This is a genomic window from Actinomadura terrae (assembly GCF_022751215.1).
In the GTDB taxonomy this organism is placed as follows: Bacteria; Actinomycetota; Actinomycetes; order Streptosporangiales; family Streptosporangiaceae; genus Spirillospora; species Spirillospora terrae.
The window spans coordinates 576478-593262 of the sequence record NZ_JAICDG010000002.1; the positions used below are offsets into that span (position 1 = coordinate 576478).

At 73.3% G+C, this 16785-nt stretch carries 14 protein-coding genes; 9 read left to right on the plus strand and 5 right to left on the minus strand.

Annotated features, from left to right (window positions below; all coding sequences use genetic code 11):
• The first annotated feature begins 28 nt into the window (after positions 1-28).
• Positions 29-2335 carry a DNA helicase PcrA gene (pcrA, locus tag K2F47_RS12875; protein WP_242903079.1) on the plus strand — a complete coding sequence of 769 codons (2307 nt, stop codon included), beginning with the start codon at positions 29-31 and terminating at the stop codon, positions 2333-2335.
• Here pcrA and K2F47_RS12880 read toward each other — a convergent pair.
• Positions 2311-3219 (minus strand): Lrp/AsnC family transcriptional regulator, encoded by a 909-nt coding sequence (locus K2F47_RS12880; protein WP_242903080.1) that lies wholly within the window; start codon positions 3217-3219, stop codon positions 2311-2313. The genes pcrA and K2F47_RS12880 overlap by 25 nt on opposite strands.
• A gap of 4 nt (positions 3220-3223) precedes the next feature.
• The gene (locus tag K2F47_RS12885; RefSeq protein ID WP_242903081.1) at positions 3224-3727 is read right to left on the minus strand and encodes a MaoC family dehydratase; all 504 of its coding nucleotides are present in this window, start codon (positions 3725-3727) and stop codon (positions 3224-3226) included.
• 78 nt (positions 3728-3805) lie between these two features.
• Between K2F47_RS12885 and K2F47_RS12890 the strand changes: the two genes are divergently transcribed.
• Both K2F47_RS12890 and K2F47_RS12895 read left to right on the plus strand, forming a co-directional pair.
• Positions 3806-5863 carry a serine/threonine-protein kinase gene (locus tag K2F47_RS12890; RefSeq protein WP_242903082.1) on the plus strand — a complete coding sequence of 686 codons (2058 nt, stop codon included), beginning with the start codon at positions 3806-3808 and terminating at the stop codon, positions 5861-5863.
• Positions 5864-5946: 83 nt separating this feature from the next.
• Positions 5947-6714, plus strand: coding sequence for a TSUP family transporter (locus K2F47_RS12895; RefSeq protein WP_242903083.1), 768 nt, complete (start codon positions 5947-5949; stop codon positions 6712-6714).
• 12 nt (positions 6715-6726) lie between these two features.
• On the opposite strand, the gene K2F47_RS12900 is transcribed toward K2F47_RS12895, so the two are convergent.
• Entirely contained in the window at positions 6727-8223 is a 1497-nt protein-coding gene (locus K2F47_RS12900) for a glycoside hydrolase family 15 protein (protein ID WP_242903084.1), read from the minus strand.
• Positions 8224-8678: 455 nt separating this feature from the next.
• Here K2F47_RS12900 and sucC point away from each other — a divergent pair, with 455 nt between their 5' ends.
• The 3 genes from sucC to K2F47_RS12915 all read left to right on the plus strand — a co-directional run bounded on the left by sucC (position 8679) and on the right by K2F47_RS12915 (position 12944).
• The gene (gene sucC / locus K2F47_RS12905) at positions 8679-9857 is read left to right on the plus strand and encodes an ADP-forming succinate--CoA ligase subunit beta (protein WP_242903085.1); all 1179 of its coding nucleotides are present in this window, start codon (positions 8679-8681) and stop codon (positions 9855-9857) included.
• Positions 9857-10744: a succinate--CoA ligase subunit alpha gene (sucD, locus tag K2F47_RS12910; RefSeq protein ID WP_214618589.1), complete on the plus strand. Its 888-nt coding sequence runs from the start codon at positions 9857-9859 to the stop codon at positions 10742-10744. The genes sucC and sucD overlap by 1 nt, the downstream gene beginning before the upstream one ends.
• 145 nt (positions 10745-10889) lie before the next feature.
• A complete protein-coding gene (locus K2F47_RS12915; RefSeq protein ID WP_242903086.1) occupies positions 10890-12944 on the plus strand; it encodes a cell division protein PerM in 2055 nt (684 codons plus the stop codon).
• Between the two features lie 7 nt (positions 12945-12951).
• Here the strand turns inward: K2F47_RS12915 and K2F47_RS12920 are convergent, their stop codons facing one another.
• Positions 12952-13392, minus strand: coding sequence for a hypothetical protein (locus tag K2F47_RS12920; protein ID WP_242903087.1), 441 nt, complete (start codon positions 13390-13392; stop codon positions 12952-12954).
• Positions 13393-13479: 87 nt separating this feature from the next.
• Here K2F47_RS12920 and purN point away from each other — a divergent pair, with 87 nt between their 5' ends.
• From purN to K2F47_RS12935, 3 genes are all read left to right on the plus strand, one after another.
• Positions 13480-14142, plus strand: coding sequence for a phosphoribosylglycinamide formyltransferase (purN, locus tag K2F47_RS12925; RefSeq protein WP_242905943.1), 663 nt, complete (start codon positions 13480-13482; stop codon positions 14140-14142).
• A complete protein-coding gene (gene purH, locus K2F47_RS12930) occupies positions 14123-15685 on the plus strand; it encodes a bifunctional phosphoribosylaminoimidazolecarboxamide formyltransferase/IMP cyclohydrolase (RefSeq protein WP_242903088.1) in 1563 nt (520 codons plus the stop codon). The genes purN and purH overlap by 20 nt, the downstream gene beginning before the upstream one ends.
• Before the next feature lie 319 nt (positions 15686-16004).
• Entirely contained in the window at positions 16005-16184 is a 180-nt protein-coding gene (locus K2F47_RS12935) for a hypothetical protein (RefSeq protein WP_242903089.1), read from the plus strand.
• A 5-nt stretch (positions 16185-16189) separates the two neighbouring features.
• Here the strand turns inward: K2F47_RS12935 and K2F47_RS12940 are convergent, their stop codons facing one another.
• Positions 16190-16783 (minus strand): GNAT family N-acetyltransferase, encoded by a 594-nt coding sequence (locus K2F47_RS12940; RefSeq protein WP_242903090.1) that lies wholly within the window; start codon positions 16781-16783, stop codon positions 16190-16192.
• Between the last annotated feature and the right edge of the window lie 2 nt (positions 16784-16785).

A 16785-nucleotide genomic window follows, 5' to 3' on the forward strand; every position in this document is an offset into this window, starting at 1 on the left:
TCCGCGCCGCGCCGTACACTCGCACGTGATGTCGAAGACCGAATCCCAGCCCCTGCTCGACGGCCTCAACCCGCAGCAGCGCGCCGCCGTCGTGCACTCCGGCGGCCCCCTGCTGATCGTCGCGGGCGCCGGTTCGGGCAAGACCCGCGTGCTCACCCACCGCATCGCCCACCTGCTCGGCGAGCGGGACGTGCATCCCGGCCAGATCCTGGCGATCACGTTCACCAACAAGGCCGCGGCCGAGATGAAGGAGCGCGTGGACGCCCTCGTCGGCCCGCGCTCGCGCGCCATGTGGGTGATGACGTTCCACTCCGCCTGCGTCCGGATCCTGCGCCGCGAGGCCAAGCGGCTCGGCTTCCCGACGAGCTTCTCGATCTACGACCAGGCCGACGCGAACCGGCTGATGGCACTGGTCTGCCGGGAGCTCGACCTCGACCCGAAGCGGTATCCGCCGAAGTCGTTCAGCGCCCAGGTCTCGAACCTGAAGAACGAGCTGATCGACTACGAGACGTTCAAGAACCGCGCGTCCACCCACATGGAGCAGACGCTCGCCGAGGCCTACGAGATGTACCAGGCGCGCCTCCAGCAGGCCGGCGCGATGGACTTCGACGACCTGATCATGATGACGGTCAACCTGCTCCAGGTGTTCCCCGAGGCCGCCGAGCACTACCGGCGCCGCTTCCGGCACGTGCTGGTGGACGAGTACCAGGACACCAACCACGCCCAGTACGAACTGGTGCGTGAGCTGACCGCGCCTATCGCGGTTGCCGGGGGGTCTGGGGGGTCGTCCCCCCAGGAAGGGCACGAGGGCGTCGGGGCGGCGGAGCTGTGCGTGGTCGGCGACGCCGACCAGTCGATCTACGCGTTCCGGGGCGCGACGATCCGCAACATCCTGGAGTTCGAGCGCGACTACCCCGAGGCCACCACGATCCTGCTGGAGCAGAACTACCGCTCGACGCAGACGATCCTGTCGGCGGCGAACGCGGTCATCGAGCGCAACGCCGACCGCAAACCCAAGAAGCTCTGGTCCGACCAGGGCGCGGGCCACAAGATCACCGGCTATGTGGCCGACAACGAGCACGACGAGGCCGCGTTCGTCGCCCACGAGGTCGACAAGCTCACCGACGCCGGTGACGCGCGGCCCGGCGACGTCGCCGTGTTCTACCGCACCAACGCGCAGTCCCGTGTCTTCGAAGAAGTGTTCATCCGCGTCGGGCTGCCCTACAAGGTCGTCGGCGGCGTCCGCTTCTACGAGCGCAAGGAGATCCGCGACCTCCTCGCCTACCTGCGCGTGCTCGCCAACCCCGAGGACACGGTGTCGCTGCGCCGCGTCCTGAACGTGCCCAAGCGCGGCATCGGCGACCGCGCCGAGGCGTGCGTGGAGGCGCACGCGTCCCGCGAGCGCGTCTCGTTCTGGCAGGCGCTCCGCCGTCCCGAGGACGTGCCGGGCATGGCGACCCGCTCGATCAACTCCGTCCGCGAGTTCGTCGCGCTGCTGGACGAGCTGCGCGAGGCCGCCGAGACCGCGACCCCCGCCGACCTGATCGGCCAGATCCTGCACAAGAGCGGCTACCTCGCCGAACTCCAGAACTCCAAGGACCCGCAGGACGAGACCCGCGTCGAGAACCTCCAGGAGCTGGAGGCCGTCGCGCGCGAGTTCGAGGAGCGCCTCGACGGCGAGTCCGCCGAGGGCCGGCTGCCCGACTTCCTGGAGCAGGTCGCGCTCGTCGCCGACGCCGACTCCATCCCCGGCGGCGCCAAGGGCGGGCCCGTCCCGCCGGGCGAGCAGCCCGAGGAGACCGACCACGGCGTCGTCACGCTCATGACCCTGCACACGGCGAAGGGCCTGGAGTTCCCCGTCGTCTTCCTCACCGGCATGGAGGACGGCGTCTTCCCGCACCTGCGCGCCATGAGCAACCCCAAGGAACTCGAAGAGGAGCGCCGCCTCGCCTACGTGGGCATCACCCGCGCCCGGCAGCGCCTCTACCTCTCCCGCGCCGCGATGCGCAGTTCGTGGGGCGCGCCGCAGGTGAACCCGGCGTCGCGCTTCCTCGGCGAGGTCCCGAACACGCTCGTCGAGTGGGAGCGCGAGGCGTCCTCGACCTCGTCCTCGGCGATGTCGCGGATGGCGGCCCGCCCGGGCACGCGGTCCCCGGGCAACCGCGACGTCCCGTCCCTGACGGCGGGCGACAAGGTCACCCACGACTCGTTCGGCCTCGGCACGGTCGTGTCCGTGGACGGCGCGGGCGAGAAGGCCGCCGCCAGCGTCGACTTCGGCGGCGAGTACGGCGTCAAGCGCCTCGTGCTGCGCTACGCCCCCGTGGAGAAGCTCTGACGCTCTGCTCGCGCAGGGCCGGGTAGCGGCCCGGAGCGTTTCAGCGTGCGGAGCACCGGCGCGGTCTCCAGCGACCGGATTCCCTCCAGGGGGCCGAGCCGCCGCGTGAGGTAGCGGTGCAGGTCGGCGTACCCGGCGCAGAGCGCCTGCGCGACCAGGTTGGTGGGGCCGGTCGTCGTCGCGACGACGGCCATCTCCTCGTGCCCGGCGACGGCCGTGGCGACCTCGTCCAGCCGCGCCGGGACGACCGACATCCACAGCAGCGCCTGCGTCCGCGCGCCGAGCAGCCGCGACTCGACCTCCACGTCGAAGTAGACCGATCCCCTGGCGCGCAGGGCGGCGAGGCGCCGCGCGGCGGTGGCCCGCGACCAGCCGGTCGCCTCCGCGAGGTCGGCGAGCCCGGCGCGCCCGTCCCGGCCGAGGACGTCGAGCAGGGCCCGGTCGGCGGAGGTCGGCGGCCGGTCGTCGGAGGTGTCGAAGGACGGCCGGAGCCGCTCCCGCTGCCGCTCGTCGAGGGCCCGGGTGAGGCCGCGCCAGGCCGTGGGCCCGCCGAGGTAGGTGTGCAGGAGCGCGTGCGCGGACACGCCGGTGATGCCGCCCCGGCGGGGGACGTCGCGCAGCAGCATCGCGTGCGCGAGCTCCGCCTCGTCCGGCATGTGGACGATCGCGAAGATCTCCGTCCCGCCGGAGGTCAGCTTCACCCACGACGTGTCGGACCGGCGCGCGAGCGAATGCGCGAGCGCCTGCGTCGCGGACGGCACGCACGTCAGCCGGACCATCCACAGTGTCTCCGCCCCGCCGTGCCGGTTCAGGAGCCCGACCACGCGCAGCCCCGCCTCGGCCCGCAGCCGCCGGTAGCGGCGCGCGACCGTCTGCGTGGACACCTCCTCATGCGCCGTTGACCGTGGGACGGCGGCCCACGAGGTTCATCGGGTGGACGTCCAGCACGACCCGGTCGTCCTGGTTGAGCAGCTCGACCCGGGTGCGGACGAGGCCGCGGTTGGGCTTGGAGCGGGACGGGCGCGCCTCGATGATGGTCACCCGCATCCGCAGCTCGTCGCCCGGACGGACGGGAGCGGGCCAGCGCAGCTCGTCCACCCCGGGCGAGGCGAGGCTGGCGACGCTCGACAGGAAGTGGACCGCGAACAGCCGCATCATGATCGAGCTGGTGTGCCAGCCGCTGGCGATGATCCCCTGGAACGGCCCCGTCTCGGCGTAGCCGGTGTCGATGTGGATGGGCTGCGGATCGAACCGCCGGGCGAACTCCAGGATGTCCGACTCGGTCACGCTTACATACCCGTACTCATAGGTCGCGCCCGGCTCGTAGTCCTCGAAGTAGCGGTCCCCGGTGGGCGCCGCGAAGTCCTCCCCGAGCGCACGAGTGATCGTCATGCGACCCAGCATGGCCGAGCGGCGGGGGCGAACGGGAATCCCCTCCCGACCCGTCGCGCAAGGTGACATCGTGGTCGCATGACGGAGTCGCGGGTCGGCGAATACGTGCTGCGCGGCGTGCTCGGGCAGGGCGGGCAGGGGGTCGTCCACCTGGCGGAGGACGGATGCGGCCGGAAGGTCGTCGTCAAGGTCCTGCACGCGCACATGGCGGGGGACGAGCGCGAGCAGCGCCGTTTCGTCAACGAGGTGCGGGCGATCCGGCGGGTCGCGGAGTTCTGCACCGTCCGCGTGCTGGACGTCGGCGTGACGGACGGGCGGCCCTACATCGTCAGCGAGTACGTCGAGGCCGAGTCCCTCCAGGACGCGGTCCGCCGGGACGGGCCGCGCGAGGGCGCCGCGCTGCACCGGCTGGCGGTCGGGACGGCCGCCGCGCTCGCGGCCATCCACAACGCGCGGGTCGTCCACCGCGACTTCAAGCCGCACAACGTGCTGCTCGCGTCCGACGGGCCGCGTGTCATCGACTTCGGCATCGCGCACGCGCTGGAGTCGGCGACGACGACCACGACCGGCCGCATCGGGACCCTCGCCTACATGTCCCCCGAGCAGATCACGGGGCCGGTCGCCGGGGCGCCCTCCGACGTGTTCTCCTGGGCCGGGACCATGGTCTTCGCCGCGACGGGACGCCCTCCGTTCGGGCAGGGGCACCCCGGGGCGGTCATGCACGGCATCCTCGACCGCGCCGCCGACCTGGGCGGTGTGCCCGTCTCGTTCCGCGGCCTGCTCGACCGCTGCCTCGCCAAGGACCCGGCGGTCCGTCCGACCGCGAAGGAGCTGCTCGGGCGCCTGCTCGACGAGGACCTCGCGCGGACCGAGGACGAGACCGACCTCGGACGGCTCCTCCACGAGGCCATGGCCCACGCCCAGCCCCCGTGGCCCACGGCCGCCGCGACCGCGCCGGACAGACCCGTCCCCAAGCCGCCCCCGCCGGAACTGCCCGCCCCGCCCGCGCGGACGAGCCGCCGGGCCGCGCTCGCTGGTCTCGGCGGGCTGGTGGCGGCGTCGGTGCTCCTGCCGCAGGGCGAGCGGGCCGACTCCCGGAGCGCCGCCCGGGTGTTCTGGAAGCCGCTCGGCGGCCCCGTTCTTGCCTCGGACACGGCGGTCCTGGCCGTGTCGCTGCTGCCCGTCCCGGGCGGGCAGGTGGTCCTCAGCACGCACACCGACGGCATCGGACGCCTGTGGGAGCCGGTCACGGGACGGCACGTGCGCGACCTCGCCGACGAGGACTCCACCACCCAGGTCGCCCGGGAGGCGGCCCGGATGATGTTCTCGGTGTCGGCGGGCGGCGCGTCGCGGGTGCTGAGCGCCTACCTCGACACCCCGCCCCGGCTCTGGGACGTGGGGACCGGCCACCGCCTGCGCACCCCGTTCGTGAACAGCGGCAACTGGACGGGCGGCGGCTGGCGCGGCGGCGAGGCCCTCATCGGGCTCACGACGCTGGACGGCCGTCCCACCGCCTACTTCACCTCCGAGCTGAGGTCCTCGTCCGCGCCGGTCACGATCGCGGCCCGCGACCTGATGAGCGCGCAGACCGTCCAGAAGGCGTGGGCGATCCCGCGCGCCGAGTCCGCCGACATCGTGGACGTCGAGATCGCGGGGCCGTCGCTGCTGCTCGTCCATCTGGACGGGGACGTGGTCGAGCCGTGGGACGCCTCGTCCAGGAGGCCCGTCGGGGGGCAGGTGAGCACCAAGGCGGGCGGGGCGAGCCCCGAGCGGTCGGTGCTCGCCCGGGTGCTCGGCCGGTTCATGCTGCTGTGCGCCTACGAGGACGGGACGATCCGCCGCTGGGACACCACCGAGGACCGCCAGTGGCCGCCGCTCACCGGGCACCGGGCCGCGGTGACCGCGCTGTGGACGGGACGGCTCGCGGGCCGGCAGGTGGCGATCTCGGGCGACGGGGACGCGGTCGTCCGGCTGTGGGACCTCCAGACGGGAGCGGCCTGGGGCGACCCGCTGGCCAGCGGCCTCGGGAAGGTGAACGCGGTGACGGGCGGGGCGGCCGGCGGGCGGCCCATCGTGGTCGCGGCGGGGGAGAACGGCATGCTCCGGCAGTGGGCCGTGGACCCGCGCGCCGCCTGATCCGCACGGCGAGCTCTGGGGTCGCCGGAGGATAGAGTCATCTGCGTCTCCCCTGTGACTCCTTACCTCCCCCGGAGCGCCCCGTGCACGTCGAGCAGGTGTTGTTGCTGTTGCTGGCCGCCACGGCGGCGGGCTGGGTGGACGCCGTGGTGGGCGGCGGCGGGCTGATCCAGCTGCCCGCGCTGCTGGTGCTCAACCCGGGGCAGCCGGTCGCGACGGCGCTCGCCACCAACAAGCTGGGGTCGATCGCGGGCACCTCGTCCGCCGCCGTGGCCTACCTGCGCAAGGCCAAGCCCGACCTGCGGGTCGGGCTCGCCGCGGCGGGACTGGCGGTGTGCTGCGCGGCGGGCGGGGCCGTGTGCGCGGCGGCGATCTCCTCGGAGGTGCTGACGCCGGTCATCATGGTCGTCCTGCTCGCGGTCGCGGCGATCGTGGTGCTCAAGCCCGATCTCGGCCGGACGCCCCGGCTGGTGCTGCGGACGCGGCGCCGCGTCGCGGCGGCGGTGTTGGTCCCGGGCGTGCTGATCGCCTTCTACGACGGGCTCGTGGGGCCCGGCACCGGAACGTTCCTGGTGATCGTGTTCACCACCCTGCTCGGCCTGGACTTCGTCAACGCCTCGGCCACCTCGAAGATCATCAACACCGGGACGAACCTGGGCGCGCTCGTGGTGTTCGCCGTCCAGGGGCATGTGCTGTGGGCGATCGGGCTGGCCATGGCCGTCTGCAACATCGTCGGCGCGCAGGCCGGGGCGCGGATGGCGATCAGCAGGGGAGCGGGGTTCGTGCGCGTCGTGCTGCTGTGCGTGGTCTCCGCGCTCGTCGTCAAACTCGGCTACGAACGCTTCGCCTGACTGCGACGTGCCTCACCCGGCGGGCGGGACGGGCAGCGGATGCTTCAGCGCGGACAGACTGAGCACGACCAGCGACGCCGTCCAGCCGAGGGGCGCGACGCTCGCCGGGGCGCCGCGTTCGCCGACCTTCTCGGGCAGGGCGCCGAGCGAGGTGCGGTGCGCGGTGAGCCAGTCCAGGCGTCCGAGCGCCGAGTCGACCCGGCCCGTGCTGGCGGCGTTGAGGGCGAACAGCGCGGTCTCGGGCGTCCAGGCGACGAGCTTGTTGCCGCCCCAGCGCTCGCCCGGCAGGACGCCGCCGTTCGGCAGCTCCTGCCGGAACCCGGCGTTCTCGACCGCCGCCGCCACCCGCGGGTCGGGCGGCGCGAACGGCGGCGCGACGAAGGTGACCGAGGTGTCCATCAGGCCGCCGCGGACCGGCGAGCGCGGATACCCGTAGGGCGCGAACTGCCGGTTCAGCGCGGCCGTGAGCCGTTTGGCCGCGGCCCGCCACTGGGTTGCCTTGGCCCGGCCGCCGTAGCCGTCGGCGAGCGCCGCCGCCGCGCGCAGCCCGGCGAGCACGGGCCCGACGACGCCGAGCGTCGGGCGGCGCGGGTCCTGCTCGCGGTCGTGGTCACGTTCCCAGTAGTCGGACGAGGCGGGCGGCAGGCCCTCGGCGTCCAGCGAGTGCGCGAGCTGGTCGGCGGCGCGCTGCACCATCGGCCACAACTCCGGCAGCTCGCCGTTGTCGGGCGACTGCACCCGGTAGAACCAGCTCGCCCACAGCACCCAGCCGAGCGAGTCGAGCTGCGGGTCGCGGCCGTCGGCGACCGCCGTCCCGTCGGGGTTGTAGCGGGCGGCCCACAGCCCGTTCTCGTGCTGGACGTCGGCCAGGAACCGCAGGACGCGGCGCGCCTCCGGCATGTGGCCGGTCACGGTGAACGCGGCGGCGGCGAACGCCGAGTCGCGCGGCCAGCAGTACCGCCACTGCCCGTACCAGGACGCGAGCGACGCCCCGTTCGGACGGGTGAGCAGCCGCAGGTCGAGCAGCGCGCGCGAGGCCATGTCGCGGTACTGGTCGCCGTAGCGGCTCCGCTCGTTCCAGCCGTCGCCGGGGACCGCCCCGTCGGCGAGCCAGGCGCGGTCGGAGCGGACGGCGGCGGCCACCTCCGGATCGTCCGGCGGGACGATCACCGAGGTCTCCGAACCGGAGGGGACGAGGCGCACCCGCCCGTCCGCCAGCCGGACGGCCGAGCTGCCCTCCAGATACGTGGCCCCCTTCGCCTCCGACACCGGCAGCGGGACGCCGATCACCGGCCAGCCGCTGCCGCCCACCAGCCCGGGACCGGCCCAGCCGGGGCCCGGGCGGGCGGGGATCGTGGAGCCGGTGGTCGCCACGAGGCCGGCCGCGACCAGCAGCGCGGCCGCGCGCCTGAAGCGCCGGACACCGCGCGGCGCCGGGTACGTCCGGCGCGGCGCTGCCTGCGGCGCCGGGCGTATCCGGTACGGCGCCGGGCGCCGCCCGTCGGCCATGGCGGTCCGTCCCCTTTCGGCGAGGTCTGGGTGCGCTCGCGGACGGTGCGGAGCACGCGATCCGGGCACGTTAATGCCTGAGCGCGAATAAGTACATCAAACTATGTCTATTGGTTCATCCCTCTCAGGGGCCACTCCGCTTCCCCTCCCTGGTTCGACACTCCCCGTTGAGCCGCGCCGAAACCTGGGCCGTCCCGACCGGCCGCCACCCCGCCGAGCTGCGCCTTCACCAACCTCAGGAACACCGCGAAACCCCTGTGTTCACCCGGTCGAGGCCCTCCCGTTCACTCCACGTGGCCGACACGGGACGGTGGAACCGACCCGGCGGCATGACCATGGACGCGGGTTGACTAGGCTGCATCGACGGAGCGGACCGCAGAGTGCCGGCCGCACGGAGAACCGTGTACCCCCACTCGTGTGGTCATCAGGCTGTCGATCCGTATAAAGGACGCCTCGTGGACCTGTTCGAACATCAGGCGAAGGAACTCTTCGCCGAGTACGGGGTACCGGTGCCCACCGGCAAGGTCGCCCATACCCCCCAGGAAGCCCGGGCGATCGCGGCGGAGCTGTTCGCCGCGGGAAGCTCGAAGGTCGTGGTCAAGGCCCAGGTCAAGACCGGTGGCCGGGGCAAGGCCGGCGGCGTGAAGCTGGCCGACACGGCCGACGAGGCGCAAGCGCTCGCCGGCCAGATCCTCGGCATGGACATCAAGGGCCACACGGTCCACAAGGTCCTGATCGAGGAAGGGAGCGCGATCGAGCAGGAGTACTACTTCTCGTTCCTGCTCGACCGCGCCAACCGCACGTTCCTGTCGATCTGCTCGGTCGAGGGCGGGGTGGAGATCGAGGAGGTGCCGCACGACCGGCTCGGCCTCGTCCCGATCTCGCCGCTGGACGGCGTCGACCGGGCCAAGGCCCGCGAGATCGCCGAGCAGGGCCGGCTGCCGGAGGAGGCCCGCGAGGGCGCCGCCGAGCTGATCGAGCGGCTGTGGGCCGTGTTCGTCGACGAGGACGCGACGCTCGTCGAGGTCAACCCGCTGATCCTCACCAAGGGCGGCGAGGTCAAGGCCCTCGACGGCAAGGTCTCCCTCGACGACAACGCCGCCTTCCGCCAGGAGCACGACAAGCTGGAGGACAAGGCCGCGGCCGACCCGCTGGAGGCGGCGGCCAAGGCCAAGGACCTCAACTACGTCAAGCTGGACGGCACCGTCGGCATCATCGGCAACGGCGCGGGCCTCGTCATGTCCACGCTGGACGTCGTCTCCTACGCCGGCGAGGAGTTCGGCGGGCAGCGCCCCGCGAACTTCCTCGACATCGGCGGCGGCGCGTCCGCCGAGGTCATGGCCGACAGCCTGGAGATCGTGCTGTCCGACGCCGCCGTCAAGTCGGTGTTCGTCAACGTCTTCGGCGGCATCACGGCCTGCGACGCCGTCGCCAACGGCATCGTGACGGCCTACAAGCTGCTGGCCGACCGCGGCGAGACCGTCAACCGGCCGCTGGTCGTCCGGCTGGACGGCAACAACGCCGAACTCGGCCGCAAGATCCTCAACGACGCCGGGCTGCCCGGCGTCCAGCAGGTCGACACCATGGACGACGCGGCCAGGCGCGCCGCCGAACTCGCAGCGGCAGGTGCATGATGGCCATCTGGCTCACCGAGAACAGCAAGATCATCGTTCAGGGCATCACGGGGTCGGAGGGCACCAAGCACGGCCGCCGCATGCTCGCCTCGGGCGCGCAGGTCGTGGGCGGCGTGAACGCCCGCAAGGCCGGGCAGACCGTCGACTTCGACGGCACCGTCCTGCCGGTGTTCGGCACCGTCGCCGAGGCCATGGAGCGCACCGGCGCCGACGTCTCGGTCGTGTTCGTCCCGCCGAAGTTCACCAAGGACGCCGTCGTCGAGGCCGTGGACGCGGGCATCCCGCTCTGCGTCGTGATCACCGAGGGCATCCCGGTCCACGACACCGCCTACTTCTGGGCGTACGCGGAGTCCAAGGGCAACAGGACCCGGGTGATCGGGCCGAACTGCCCCGGCATCGCGTCCCCCGGCAAGTCCAACGCGGGCATCATCCCGGCCGACATCACCTCGCCCGGCCGCATCGGGCTCGTGTCCAAGTCGGGCACGCTGACCTACCAGATGATGTACGAGCTGCGCGACATCGGCTTCTCCACCTGCGTCGGCATCGGCGGCGACCCGGTCATCGGCAGCACCCACATCGACGCCCTCAAGGCGTTCCAGGACGACCCCGAGACCGACGCGATCGTCATGATCGGTGAGATCGGGGGCGACGCCGAGGAGCGCGCCGCCGCCTACATCGAGCAGCACGTGACCAAGCCGGTCGTCGGCTACGTCGCCGGGTTCACCGCCCCCGAGGGCAAGACGATGGGCCACGCGGGCGCGATCGTGTCCGGCTCCGCCGGCACCGCGCAGGCGAAGAAGGACGCCCTGGAGAAGGTCGGCGTCCGCGTCGGCAAGACCCCGAGCGAGGCGGCCGTGCTGATGCGGGAGATCATGAAGAACCTCTGATCACCCGATCCACCGCCGAAAGACGCCCGAGCCGCCCGTCCGCGGCCCGGGCGTCTTTCGTTGCCGTCACCCGACCCGGACGACAAAGGCGACACGCCGGGCGAGGGACCCGCCCGCGCGGCGACGTGATGCCAGCATGGACCGCGTGAGCGACGTGAGCCCGGGACGGCGCAGGGCGGAACCGCCGAAAGCGGGTCGGACTCCCGAGGCGGGACGCGGCCTCGGCGGACGCGCTCCCGAGCCCCGCCGCGCCCCCTCCAGCGGACGCGCCCCCGACGGCCGGCGCAGCCCCGACGCGGTGCGCGGTCCCGCCGACCGCGGTCCCGAGGCGGGACGCGCTTCCGAAGCAGGGCGCGGTCCCGAAGCCGGGCGGAGTCCCGGCGGACGCGGCCCTGAGGCGGGGCACGGGCCAGAGGCCGGACGCGGTCACGGCGGGCGCGGTTCCGAGAAACAGGGGCCCGGGGGGCGGGGCGGGCGGCCGCCGGTCCAGCCCGGCGCGGCGGGGCGTCCGCTCGCGGTGGCGGGGCTCGTGGCGGCGTTGTGGTGCGTCGGCATCGGGCTCGCCGTGCTCACCACGATCACGCTGATCGGCTGGATCGCCGCGCCGAAGACCGCGCTCGGCCACGGCATGTCCGGCGTGTTCCGGACCGTCGTCAACTTCTGGCTCGTGTCCCACCACGCGGGCTTCTCCGGCTCCCACGGACGGGTGGGCCTGCTGCCGCTCGGGCTGCTCGTGCTGCCCGGGGCGCTGCTGCACCGGGGCGGCGCCTGGATGATCCGCGGACTCGGCCTGCCGGAGCGCCCCCGCGTCGCCGTCGTGCGCGTCGCCCTCGCGCTCGCCGTCCCGTACGCGGCGCTGGCCGGGCTGCTGGCGCTCGCGGCCTCCTCGTCCGCCGTGCGGCCCTCGGCCTGGCAGGCGCTGGTCGCCTGCTTCCTCGTCGCGACCATCGCGGGCGGGCTCGGCGCGGCCCGCGCGGTCGTCGCGGCGCAGGTCGCGGCGGCGGACAAGGCCGAGCGGCTCAGGTCCGGGCTCGGCGCGCTGCTGCGGCTGCTGCCCGACCGCCCCCGCTCGCTGGTGATCGGCGTGGCGGGCTCGCTTAGCGTGCTGTGCGCGTCCGGGGCGCTGCTGGTCGGCGGGTCCCTCGCGACCCACATGTCGGACGCGGACGGCCTGTACGACGTCCTCGCCCCCGGCATCGTCGGCGGGGTCCTGCTGCTCGTGGTCGAGTTGGCCTACCTGCCCAACGCGGTGATCTGGGGCATGGCGTACGCGATCGGCCCCGGCTTCTCCGTCGGGGCGGGCACGAGCGTCTCGGCCACCGGCGTCTTCCTGGACTCGGTGCCCGCGTTCCCGCCGCTGGCCGCGCTGCCCGAGCCGGGCCCGGCCCCGGCGGTGTCGCTGCTGGCGCTCGCCGCGCCGTTCGTCGCGGGCGGGGTCGGCGGCGTGCTGACGGTCCGGTCGCTGCCGACCTCGACGTCCGAGGGCGCGCCGCTGTGGGGCTTCGTCTCCGGGGCGCTGACCGGCGCCGTCCTCGCGCTGCTCGCGGCCCTGTCGGGCGGCCCCCTCGGCGGCGGACGGATGGAGACCGTCGGCCCCTCGTTCTGGCAGGTCGGGCTGATGGCGGCCCTGGAGGTCGGGATCTCCGCCGCGATCGCGGCGTGGCTGGCGAACTGGATCGTCCTGCGCCGCCGGGCCGGTGCCGACGCCGACGTGGTGCGGCGCCCGAAGAAGAAGCGCAAGGCCGAGCCGCCTCCCGCCGAGAAGCGCCCCGCCAGGCAGCGCCCCGCCGTGCCGGTGGCGGCCGAACCCGAGCCCCCAGCGGTAATGCCGGTACCGGCCACCGTCCCGGACGTCCCGTCCGCGCCGCCGCCGTCGCCCTACGCGCCCGGCCCGCTGGAGTTCGAGGAGGCCGAACCGGTCCTCGCGCCCCGCCGCAGGGCCCGCGCCCGGAGCCGGGACCGCGACCCGCTGCCCGACCTCGCCGAGGAGACCCGTCCCGCGCCGACGCCCCCACCAAGCGACGGGACGGTCGTCCTGGAAGGCCATCTGGACGACGAACCCCCGCCGCCGCCCGAACGCGCACCCGACCCCGAGCCGGTCGCCGCCGAACCCGTCCCGCCGCCGCGCGAGGACCCCGAACGCACCGAGAACCGCGGCGGCGCGATCTACGTCCTGCGGGAGGAACCGCCGGGGGAGTGACCCGCGGTCACAGGTCGAAGCCGAAGTCCTCCATCGTCCCCTTGGGCAGGTGCAGCTTCCGGTCCATCTTCGGGTAGTAGTGCTCGCGGCACGCGTCCTTGTCGGCGATGGTGTTGGAGCCGTTCACGCACTTCTGGTAGCCCCCCACCTCCGGCGCCAGATACGCCGCGCTCACGACCGCCAGCAGCGAGACCGCCAGCCCGATCGAGCCGAGCACGATCCCCGCCGTGGCGCCCGGCGCGACCCCGCTCGCCCGCCGCGCCAGCCGCTGCGCCTTGATCCCCACCACCAGCGACGCGATACCGAGCGCGAACCCCAGCGGAAAGAAGAAGAACGCGGTCAGCAGGGCGAGGCCGCCGAGCCACAGGGCCCGCATGCCGGTCCGCTCGACGGGAGGCTGCCCGGCCGGTGCCGCGCCGCCGCTCCCTTGTCCCTGCCGGTCGCTCACGTCCGATTCCTCCCGTGGATTCCTGGGCGTCGAGCGAGGCCGATAGGCTTCGTGCGAACCGAACCGTCCCACGTCCGCCAGGGAGTCATGGTGCCCGCCCGGCTCGTCGTCCTCGTCTCCGGCGCGGGGACCAACCTACAAGCGCTGCTCGACGCGTGCGCGGACCCAGCCTACGGCGCCCGCGTGGTGGCCGTGGGCGCGGACCGGTCCGGCACCGGCGGCATCGAGCGCGCCGAACGCGCCGGCCTCCCCACCTTCACCCGCGCGATCCCCGACTTCGCCTCCCGCGACGCCTGGGACGAGGCGCTCACCAGCGCGATCGCCGCGTACGAGCCCGACCTCGTCGTCTCCGCCGGGTTCATGAAGATCCTCGGGCCGCGCTTCCTCGCGAGCTTCGGCGGACGCACCGTCAACACCCACCCCGCGCTCCTGCCGTCCTTCCCCGGCGCCCACGCCGTACGGGAAGCCCTGGCGTACGGCGTGAAGGTGACGGGCTGTACGGTGCATTTCGTCGACGAAGGTGTGGACACCGGCCCCGTCATCGCCCAGGAGACCGTCCAGGTGCGGCGAGACGACGACGAGGAGTCCCTGCACCAGCGGATCAAGCGGGTGGAGCGCCGCCTCCTGGTCGACGTCGTCGGACGGCTCGCCCGCGACGGCTGGACGGCGGAGGGCCGCCGGGTTTCGATGAAGAGCAGTGATTCGTCCGAATACGAGGGGAGCTCGGCCGGTGAGTCGGGTGGCGATTAGGCGCGCGCTGATCAGCGTGTACGACAAGACCGGGCTGGAAGAACTCGCCCGGGGCCTGCACGAGGCCGGGGTCGAGCTCGTCTCGACGGGCTCGACGGCGGGGCGGATCGCCGCCGCCGGGGTCCCGGTCATGAAGGTGGAGAAGCTCACCGGGTTCCCCGAGTGCCTGGACGGGCGGGTCAAGACCCTGCACCCCAAGGTCCACGCGGGCCTGCTCGCCGACCGGCGCAAGGACGACCACCTCCAGCAGCTCGACGACCTTTCCGTCGAACCCTTCGACCTCGCCGTCGTCAACCTGTACCCGTTCGCCGAGACCGTCCGCTCCGGCGCGACGCCCGACGAGTGCGTCGAGCAGATCGACATCGGCGGCCCCACGATGGTCCGCGCCGCCGCGAAGAACCACGCGTCGGTCGCGGTCGTCGTCGACCCGTCCGCCTACGGCACCGTCCTGGACGCCGTCCGCGCCGGCGGCTTCACGCTGGAGGAGCGCCGCCGCCTCGCCGCCCAGGCGTTCGCGCACACCGCGTCCTACGACGTGGCGGTCGCGTCCTGGTTCGCCGGCGAGTACGCCCCCGACGAGACCGCCACCGAGACCCGCTGGCCCGACTTCCTCGGCGCCACCTGGCAGCGCGCGAACGTCCTGCGCTACGGCGAGAACCCGCACCAGCGCGCCGCCCTGTTCACCGACGGCTCCGGCGGCGGCCTGGCCGGGGCCAAGCAGCTCCACGGCAAGGAGATGTCCTACAACAACTACGTGGACGCCGACGCCGCCCGCCGCGCCGCCTACGACTTCGACGCCCCCGCCGTCGCGATCATCAAGCACGCCAACCCGTGCGGCATCGCCGTCGGCACCGACCTCGCCGAGGCCCACCGCAAGGCCCACGCCTGCGACCCCCTCTCGGCCTTCGGGGGCGTCATCGCCGTCAACGGCCCCGTCACCGCCGACCTCGCCGCGCAGATCGCCGAGATCTTCACCGAGGTCCTCGTCGCCCCCGACTTCGACGACGCCGCCGTCGAGATCCTCACCCGCAAGAAGAACATCCGCCTCCTGCGCTGCCCGAAGGCCCCCGCGAACGCCACCGAGTACCGGCGCATCGACGGCGGCGTCCTCCTCCAGGACGTCGACCACCTCGACGCCCCCGGCGACGACCCGTCCGCCTGGGAGCTCAAGGTCGGCGCCCCCGCCGACGAGGCCACCCTCCGCGACCTCGCCTTCGCCTGGCGCGCCGTCCGCGCGGTGAAGTCCAACGCGATCCTCCTCGCCGCCGACGGCGCCACCGTCGGCGTCGGCATGGGCCAGGTCAACCGCGTCGACTCCGCCAAACTCGCCGTCACCCGCGCCGGAACCGACCGCGCCGCCACCGCCGTGGGCGCCTCCGACGCCTTCTTCCCCTTCCCCGACGGCCTGGAAGTCCTCACCGCCGCTGGCGTCCGCGCCATCGTCGAACCCGGCGGCTCCGTCAACGACGACAAGGTCATAGCCGCCGCCGAAAAAACCGGCACAACCCTCTACTTCACCCACACCAGGCACTTTTTTCATTAGGCACCCTCGGCGTCGGGCCTGGGGGCCCTCCTTCAACGGGCGCTTGTGCGATCGCTGCATCGCTCCGACCTCGCCTGGCGGCTCGCTTCGCGATCAGTTTCTTGCTTCGCTCGAAACTGCCTTCGGACGCGATCGCAACGTTCCCGTCGGTTGACGGCTTGGGCTAGAACGGCCGGTGGCTGAGGCCTAGTACTGCGGGTGGGGCTGCGCCCCACCCGCACAGCCTGGTCTCTTTACGTTTTTTCGTTGGTAGCCTCTGGCTGGCCGCGCCCCTGAACCCTCCCTCTGACCCCTTTGGGGCGTCGCTGCTGGAGGTGCGATGGACGTGGTGGTGGGCCTGTTCGCCGGGTCGGTCATCCAGGCCGACGGCCTGTTGATGGAGTCCCGGCAGGTGATCGGGTTGATCGCCGCATTCCTGGCAGCGATGCTCGCGGCGCAGCTCGGGTGGCACGGCACCGATCGGCTCATCGCCTGGCGCCAGCGTCCCGACGAGGACTGAGCGGCTCAGCGCAGCCGGGCGCGGAGGGCGGCCCTCGCCTCCGGCCAGTCGTCGTCGGTCATGCCGTAGACGGCGGTGTCGCGGACCGAACCGTCCGCGCGGATGCGGTGCTTGCGGTGGACGCCCTCGAACGACGCGCCGAGACGCTCCAGCGCCCGCCGCGACCGCTCGTTGGACACGTGGGTGTGCCAGCCCACGCGGATCGCGCGCAGCTCGTCGAACGCGCGGCCGAGCAGCAGGAGCTTGGCCTCGGTGTTGAGGCCCGTCCGCTGCCAGCGGGCGCCGAGCCAGGTGTGGCCGATGCACAGTCCGCGGTGGGACGGCAGGACCTCGTAGTACGAGGTCTCTCCCGCGATCTCCCCGGTCGCGACGTCGATCTGGGCCCACGGCAGCCGGACGCCGCGCTCGCAGTCCGCGAGCGCCTTCCCGATCGCCGCCCGCGTCTCCTCGACGCTCCGGGGCTGGGCGCCGTTCTGCCACGTCCAGATCGAGGGGTCCTTGGACGCCTCGAAGAGGCCCTCGGCGTGCTCGGCGGACAGGGGCTCCAACCGCACATAACGTCCGCTCAGAACCGGTCGGTCGTACCAGGAACTGCTCATCC

What these genes read in the sequence shown, in the direction of transcription:
- pcrA (WP_242903079.1), top strand. Translation starts at nt 29, where the DNA reads ATGTCGAAGACCGAATCCCAGCCCCTGCTCGACGGCCTCAACCCGCAG.
- K2F47_RS12885 (WP_242903081.1), bottom strand. Translation starts at nt 3,727, where the DNA reads ATGACGATCACTCGTGCGCTCGGGGAGGACTTCGCGGCGCCCACCGGG.
- K2F47_RS12890 (WP_242903082.1), top strand. Translation starts at nt 3,806, where the DNA reads ATGACGGAGTCGCGGGTCGGCGAATACGTGCTGCGCGGCGTGCTCGGG.
- K2F47_RS12900 (WP_242903084.1), bottom strand. Translation starts at nt 8,223, where the DNA reads ATGGCCGACGGGCGGCGCCCGGCGCCGTACCGGATACGCCCGGCGCCG.
- sucD (WP_214618589.1), top strand. Translation starts at nt 9,857, where the DNA reads ATGGCCATCTGGCTCACCGAGAACAGCAAGATCATCGTTCAGGGCATC.
- purN (WP_242905943.1), top strand. Translation starts at nt 13,480, where the DNA reads ATGGTGCCCGCCCGGCTCGTCGTCCTCGTCTCCGGCGCGGGGACCAAC.
- K2F47_RS12935 (WP_242903089.1), top strand. Translation starts at nt 16,005, where the DNA reads ATGGACGTGGTGGTGGGCCTGTTCGCCGGGTCGGTCATCCAGGCCGAC.
- K2F47_RS12940 (WP_242903090.1), bottom strand. Translation starts at nt 16,783, where the DNA reads ATGAGCAGTTCCTGGTACGACCGACCGGTTCTGAGCGGACGTTATGTG.